The sequence below is a fragment of the Pseudomonas sp. NPDC087626 genome (genome assembly GCF_044743405.1).
GTDB lineage: Bacteria > Pseudomonadota > Gammaproteobacteria > Pseudomonadales > Pseudomonadaceae > Aquipseudomonas.
In genome coordinates this window covers 1-5,706 of sequence record NZ_JBIUWJ010000063.1, presented here as the reverse complement: position 1 = coordinate 5,706, position 5,706 = coordinate 1, and the positions used below count along the sequence as shown (strand labels likewise).

Here is a 5,706-nt window from a genome sequence, read left to right as displayed (position 1 = left end):
CCGAGACCGGCAAAATCGTTCCAAGCCGCATCACCGGTACCAAAGCACGTTATCAGCGTCAGCTGGCCACCGCTATCAAGCGCGCCCGCTTCCTGGCCCTGCTGGCCTACACCGACAGCCACGGCCGCTGAGACCGGGCAGTCGACACGTAGTAAGGGATTGAATGCATGCGTGCCATAGCTGAGTTCATCATGCGCGGCCGTATGCAGGCCACTCTCGTAGTGGCCGGATGCGCGGCATTGCCGTTGTTGTATTGGTTGGGTGCTGCCGCAGGGAGCCTGGTGCTGCTGCGGCGCGGATTGAAGGACGCCTTGGGCGTCCTTGCTCTGGGGATGCTGCCAGCCTTGATTTGGTGGCTGTATTCCGATGATCCACGGGCACTCATGGTGCTGCTGGGATCTTCGGGCCTTGCGTTGGTTTTACGCGCAAGTGAGTCCTGGAACCGCACGCTGCTGGTCAGCGTAGCGATGGGAGTGGTGTTTTCGGTGGTGCTGGGTGCGGTTTACCGTCCCCACATCGAGATGCTGGCACAGGAACTGGTCAAGATCCTGCCGCTGGCCCTCGGTGACCTCTACCAGCAATTGTCGGTAGAGGAGCGAGCGCGTCTCGCCGCCCTGATTGCACCGGTCCTGACTGGCCTGATAGCGGCCTTGTTGCAAATCGTCAGTGTGCTGAGCCTGATTGTCGGGCGCTACTGGCAGGCGTTGTTGTACAACCCCGGTGGTTTTGGTCGCGAGTTTCGCGCCATCCGAATCCCGCTGGGGCCGGCGATGTTGCTGCTGGCGTGCATGCTTCTGGGGCCGAATTTCGGTACCCAGATGGCCATGTTGACGCCGTTGTGCAGCGTACCGCTGGTGTTCGCCGGGCTGGCCTTGATTCATGGGCTGGTGGCTGAAAAGCGACTGGCCAAGTTTTGGCTGGTGGGGTTGTACGTAACGCTGTTGCTGTTTATGCAGCTGATCTATCCGTTGCTGGTGGTCCTGGCCATTGTCGACAGCCTGATTGATTTTCGCGGTCGTTTGACGCCGAAAGACGTCGATAACGCGAACGGTGAAGGTTAAAAGTTAAGAGGATTTTCACATGCAACTGATCCTTCTGGAAAAAGTCGCCAACCTGGGCAACCTGGGCGACAAAGTGAACGTTAAGGCTGGTTACGGCCGTAACTACCTGCTGCCTTACGGCAAAGCTACCGCTGCGACCGCTGCCAACCTGGCTGCGTTCGAAGAGCGTCGTGCTGAGCTGGAAAAACTGGCTGCAGACAAAAAAGCTTCGGCTGAAAGCCGCGCTGCCCAACTGGCTGAGCTGGAAGTGACTATCACTGCCACCGCCGGTGACGAAGGCAAGCTGTTCGGTTCGATCGGTACTCACGACATCGCTGATGCACTGACCGCCTCTGGCGTTGAAGTTGCAAAAAGCGAAGTTCGTCTGCCGAACGGCACCATCCGCAACGTAGGTGAATTCGACGTAGCCGTGCACCTGCACGCTGAAGTTGAAGCCACCGTACGCGTTGTCGTGGTAGCAGCTTAAGCAGCACCTAACTGACTGGCACCTCGCGTGTCAGCCAGTTAACATCGGGCACGATCCTGTTTACAGGTCGTGCCTTTTGTTTTTCTACGATCCCCTAATTCCAAGTGGCCATGAACGATATCTCCGCTCCTGAGCAATACGATCTGCAAACCGCCGCGTTGAAAGTGCCGCCCCATTCCATCGAGGCCGAACAGGCTGTACTCGGTGGTCTGATGCTGGACAACAACGCCTGGGAACGCGTGCTCGATCAGGTCTCGGACGGTGATTTCTATCGTCATGACCACCGCCTGATTTTCCGTGCGATTGCCAAGCTGGCGGACCAGAACTCACCGATCGACGTGGTGACTCTTGCCGAACAGCTCGACAAGGAAGGCCAGACCTCCCAGGTGGGAGGTCTCGGTTATCTGGGTGAGCTGGCGAAAAATACCCCGTCGGTCGCTAACATCAAGGCCTACGCCCAGATCGTTCGTGCCCGGGCAACATTGCGGCAGTTGATCGGCATCGCCACCGAAATTGCCGACAGCGCCTTCAATCCCGAAGGGCGTACGGCTGAAGAGATTCTCGACGAAGCCGAACGGCAGATCTTCCAGATCGCCGAGGCCCGGCCTAAAACCGGCGGCCCGGTGAGCGTGAATGACCTGCTGACCAAGGCCATCGATCGCATCGACACCCTGTTCAACACTGACAACGCCATCACCGGCCTGTCCACCGGCTACACCGACCTCGACGAGAAAACCAGCGGCCTGCAACCGGCTGACTTGATCATCGTCGCTGGCCGTCCGTCCATGGGTAAAACCACCTTTGCGATGAACCTGGTGGAAAACGCCGTGTTGCGCAGCGACAAGTGCGTACTGGTCTACTCCCTCGAGATGCCAGGCGAATCGCTGATCATGCGTATGTTGTCGTCCCTGGGCCGTATCGACCAGACCAAGGTCCGGGCCGGTCGCCTGGACGACGACGATTGGCCGCGCCTGACCTCGGCGGTCAACCTGCTCAACGACCGCAAGCTGTTCATCGACGATACGGCCGGTATCAGCCCTTCGGAAATGCGCGCGCGGACCCGCCGACTGGTGCGTGAGCACGGTGACGTCGCGCTGATCATGATCGACTACCTGCAGCTGATGCAGATCCCGGGGTCGGGTGGCGACAACCGGACCAACGAGATTTCCGAGATTTCCCGTTCCTTGAAGGCCCTGGCCAAGGAATTCAACTGCCCGGTAGTGGCGTTGTCCCAGCTCAACCGCTCCCTGGAGCAACGACCGAACAAACGGCCAATCAACTCCGACTTGCGGGAATCCGGAGCGATCGAGCAGGATGCCGACGTGATCATGTTCGTTTACCGGGACGAGGTGTATCACCCGGAAACCGAGCACAAGGGCATCGCCGAAATCATCATCGGCAAGCAGCGTAACGGCCCGATCGGCACCTCACGACTGGCGTTCATCGGCAAGTACACGCGCTTCGAAAACCTCGCGCCGGGCAGCTACAATTTCGACGACGAGTAAGTTGTGTAGTGCCTGAAAGGGCCTCATCGCGGGCAAGCCCGCTCCCACAGGGTTAGTGTGATCCCTGTGGGAGCGGGCTTGCCCGCGATTGGGTCGCCGTAATTTCCGACCATAACCGTCGGAATTGGTCAAAATTTGTGCTATATTCCGCGCCCGCGATTTTTCATCTCAACACCGGTCACCGTCATGCAAACAGCCAAGCCGTTATTTGACTATCCCAAGTACTGGGCCGAATGTTTCGGTCCTGCGCCATTCCTGCCGATGAGCAGGGAGGAGATGGATCAGCTTGGCTGGGATTCCTGCGACATCATCATCGTTACCGGTGATGCGTACGTCGACCACCCATCGTTCGGCATGGCCATCATCGGCCGGCTGCTGGAGTCCCAGGGCTTTCGCGTCGGGATCATTGCCCAGCCGAACTGGCAGTCCAAAGACGATTTCATGAAGCTCGGCGAGCCGAACCTGTTCTTCGGTGTCGCGGCCGGCAACATGGACTCGATGATCAACCGCTACACCGCCGACAAGAAGATCCGTTCCGACGACGCCTACACCCCAGGTGGCATGGCCGGCAAACGTCCGGATCGCGCAAGCCTGGTGTACAGCCAGCGCTGCAAGGAAGCCTACAAGAATGTGCCGATCGTGCTCGGTGGCATCGAAGCTTCCCTGCGCCGCATCGCCCACTACGATTACTGGCAGGACCGGGTGCGCAACTCGATCCTGATCGACGCCTGCGCCGACATCCTGCTGTACGGCAACGCCGAGCGGGCCATTGTCGAAGTCGCCCAGCGCCTGTCCTACGGACACAAGATCGAAGACATCACCGACGTGCGCGGTACTGCGTTCATTCGTCGTGACACGCCTGCAGGCTGGTACGAAGTCGATTCCACGCGCATCGACCGTCCGGGCAAGGTCGACAAGATCATCAACCCGTATGTCAACACCCAGGACACCCAAGCCTGCGCCATCGAGCAGGAAAAAGGGCCAGTCGAGGATCCGAGCGAAGCTAAAGTCGTGCAGATCCTGGCCAGCCCGCGCATGACCCGCGACAAGACCGTGATTCGCCTGCCATCGGTGGAAAAAGTCCGTGGTGACGCGGTGCTCTACGCCCACGCCAACCGGGTATTGCACCTGGAAACCAACCCGGGCAACGCCCGTGCGCTGGTGCAGAAGCATGGCGAAGTCGACGTCTGGTTCAACCCGCCGCCGATTCCGATGACCACCGAAGAAATGGACTACGTGTTCGGCATGCCGTACGCCCGTGTCCCGCACCCGGCGTACGGCAAGGAGAAGATCCCGGCTTACGACATGATCCGCTTCTCGGTCAACATCATGCGTGGCTGCTTCGGTGGCTGCACCTTCTGCTCGATTACCGAGCACGAAGGCCGGATCATCCAGAACCGTTCCGAAGAGTCGATCATTCGCGAAATCGAAGAGATCCGCGACAAAGTGCCGGGTTTCACCGGGGTCATTTCCGACCTTGGCGGGCCGACCGCGAACATGTACCGCATCGCCTGCAAGAGCCCGGAAATCGAATCCGCGTGCCGCAAGCCATCCTGCGTGTTCCCGGGCATCTGCCCGAACCTCAATACCGACCACTCGTCGCTGATCCAGCTGTATCGCAGCGCACGCGCCTTGCCGGGTGTGAAGAAGATCCTGATCGCCTCGGGCCTGCGTTACGACCTGGCGGTCGAGTCGCCTGAGTACGTCAAGGAACTGGTGACCCACCACGTCGGTGGTTACCTGAAGATCGCCCCGGAACACACCGAGGAAGGTCCGCTCAACCAGATGATGAAACCGGGCATCGGCAGCTATGACAAGTTCAAGCGCATGTTCGAGAAGTACACCAAGGAAGCGGGCAAGGAGCAGTACCTGATTCCGTACTTCATCGCGGCCCACCCGGGCACCACCGACGAAGACATGATGAACCTGGCCCTGTGGCTCAAGGGCAACGGATTCCGCGCCGACCAGGTACAGGCGTTCTACCCGTCGCCGATGGCCACGGCCACCGCCATGTACCACTCGGGCAAGAACCCGCTGCGCAAGGTCACCTACAAGAGCGACGGCGTGACCATCGTCAAGAGCGAGGAGCAGCGTCGCCTGCACAAGGCGTTCTTGCGTTACCACGACCCGAAAGGCTGGCCAATGCTGCGTGAAGCGCTGACCCGCATGGGCCGCGCCGACCTGATCGGGCCGGGCAAGAACCAGTTGATTCCGCTGCACCAGCCGGCTAGCGACAGCTACCAGAGTGCCCGTCGCAAGAACTCGACGCCGGCTGGCAGCCATAAAGTGGCGGCGACGGAAAAGACCACCAAGATCCTCACCCAGCATACCGGCCTGCCGCCGCGTGCCAGTGATGGTGGCAATCCGTGGGACAAGCGTGAACAGGCCAAGGCTGCGGCGTTCGCCCGTAACCAGCAGGCGGCCAAGGAGCGTAAGGATGCGGCCAAAGGCAAGGGCCCGAAACCTGCGCGCAAGCCGGTTGTGCCGCGCTAAGCCGCGCCCCCGCTGAACAGAACGCCAACCTTCGGGTTGGCGTTCTGCATTTCAGGCTTGGGAAATGTACTGGAGCTGCTGGCCTCATCGCGGGCAAGCCCGCTCCCACATCTATGGTTACCCCCTTTTCTGCAATACTGTTTTTGATGTCGTGTTTGGCTTGCTTTCATCTATCCGGCGT

Annotated in this window: 5 protein-coding genes; all 5 read left to right on the top strand. The window is 59.9% G+C overall.

Annotation, left to right across the window (positions count from 1 at the left end; all coding sequences use genetic code 11):
- A partial coding sequence (gene rpsR, locus ACIOVD_RS27760; protein WP_401131364.1) for a 30S ribosomal protein S18 occupies positions 1–131 on the top strand: 131 nt, incomplete at its 5' end.
- A gap of 36 nt (positions 132–167) precedes the next feature.
- The gene (locus ACIOVD_RS27755) at positions 168–1,061 is read left to right on the top strand and encodes a hypothetical protein (RefSeq protein WP_095169563.1); all 894 of its coding nucleotides are present in this window, start codon (positions 168–170) and stop codon (positions 1,059–1,061) included.
- Between the two features lie 19 nt (positions 1,062–1,080).
- Positions 1,081–1,527 carry a 50S ribosomal protein L9 gene (gene rplI, locus ACIOVD_RS27750; protein ID WP_095169562.1) on the top strand — a complete coding sequence of 149 codons (447 nt, stop codon included), beginning with the start codon at positions 1,081–1,083 and terminating at the stop codon, positions 1,525–1,527.
- 110 nt (positions 1,528–1,637) lie between these two features.
- On the top strand, positions 1,638–3,032 hold the full coding sequence (dnaB, locus tag ACIOVD_RS27745; RefSeq protein ID WP_017336265.1) for a replicative DNA helicase: 1,395 nt from the start codon (positions 1,638–1,640) through the stop codon (positions 3,030–3,032).
- Positions 3,033–3,218: 186 nt separating this feature from the next.
- Complete coding sequence (locus ACIOVD_RS27740; protein ID WP_095169561.1) at positions 3,219–5,525, top strand: YgiQ family radical SAM protein; 2,307 nt, start codon at positions 3,219–3,221, stop codon at positions 5,523–5,525.
- Positions 5,526–5,706 lie beyond the last annotated feature (181 nt).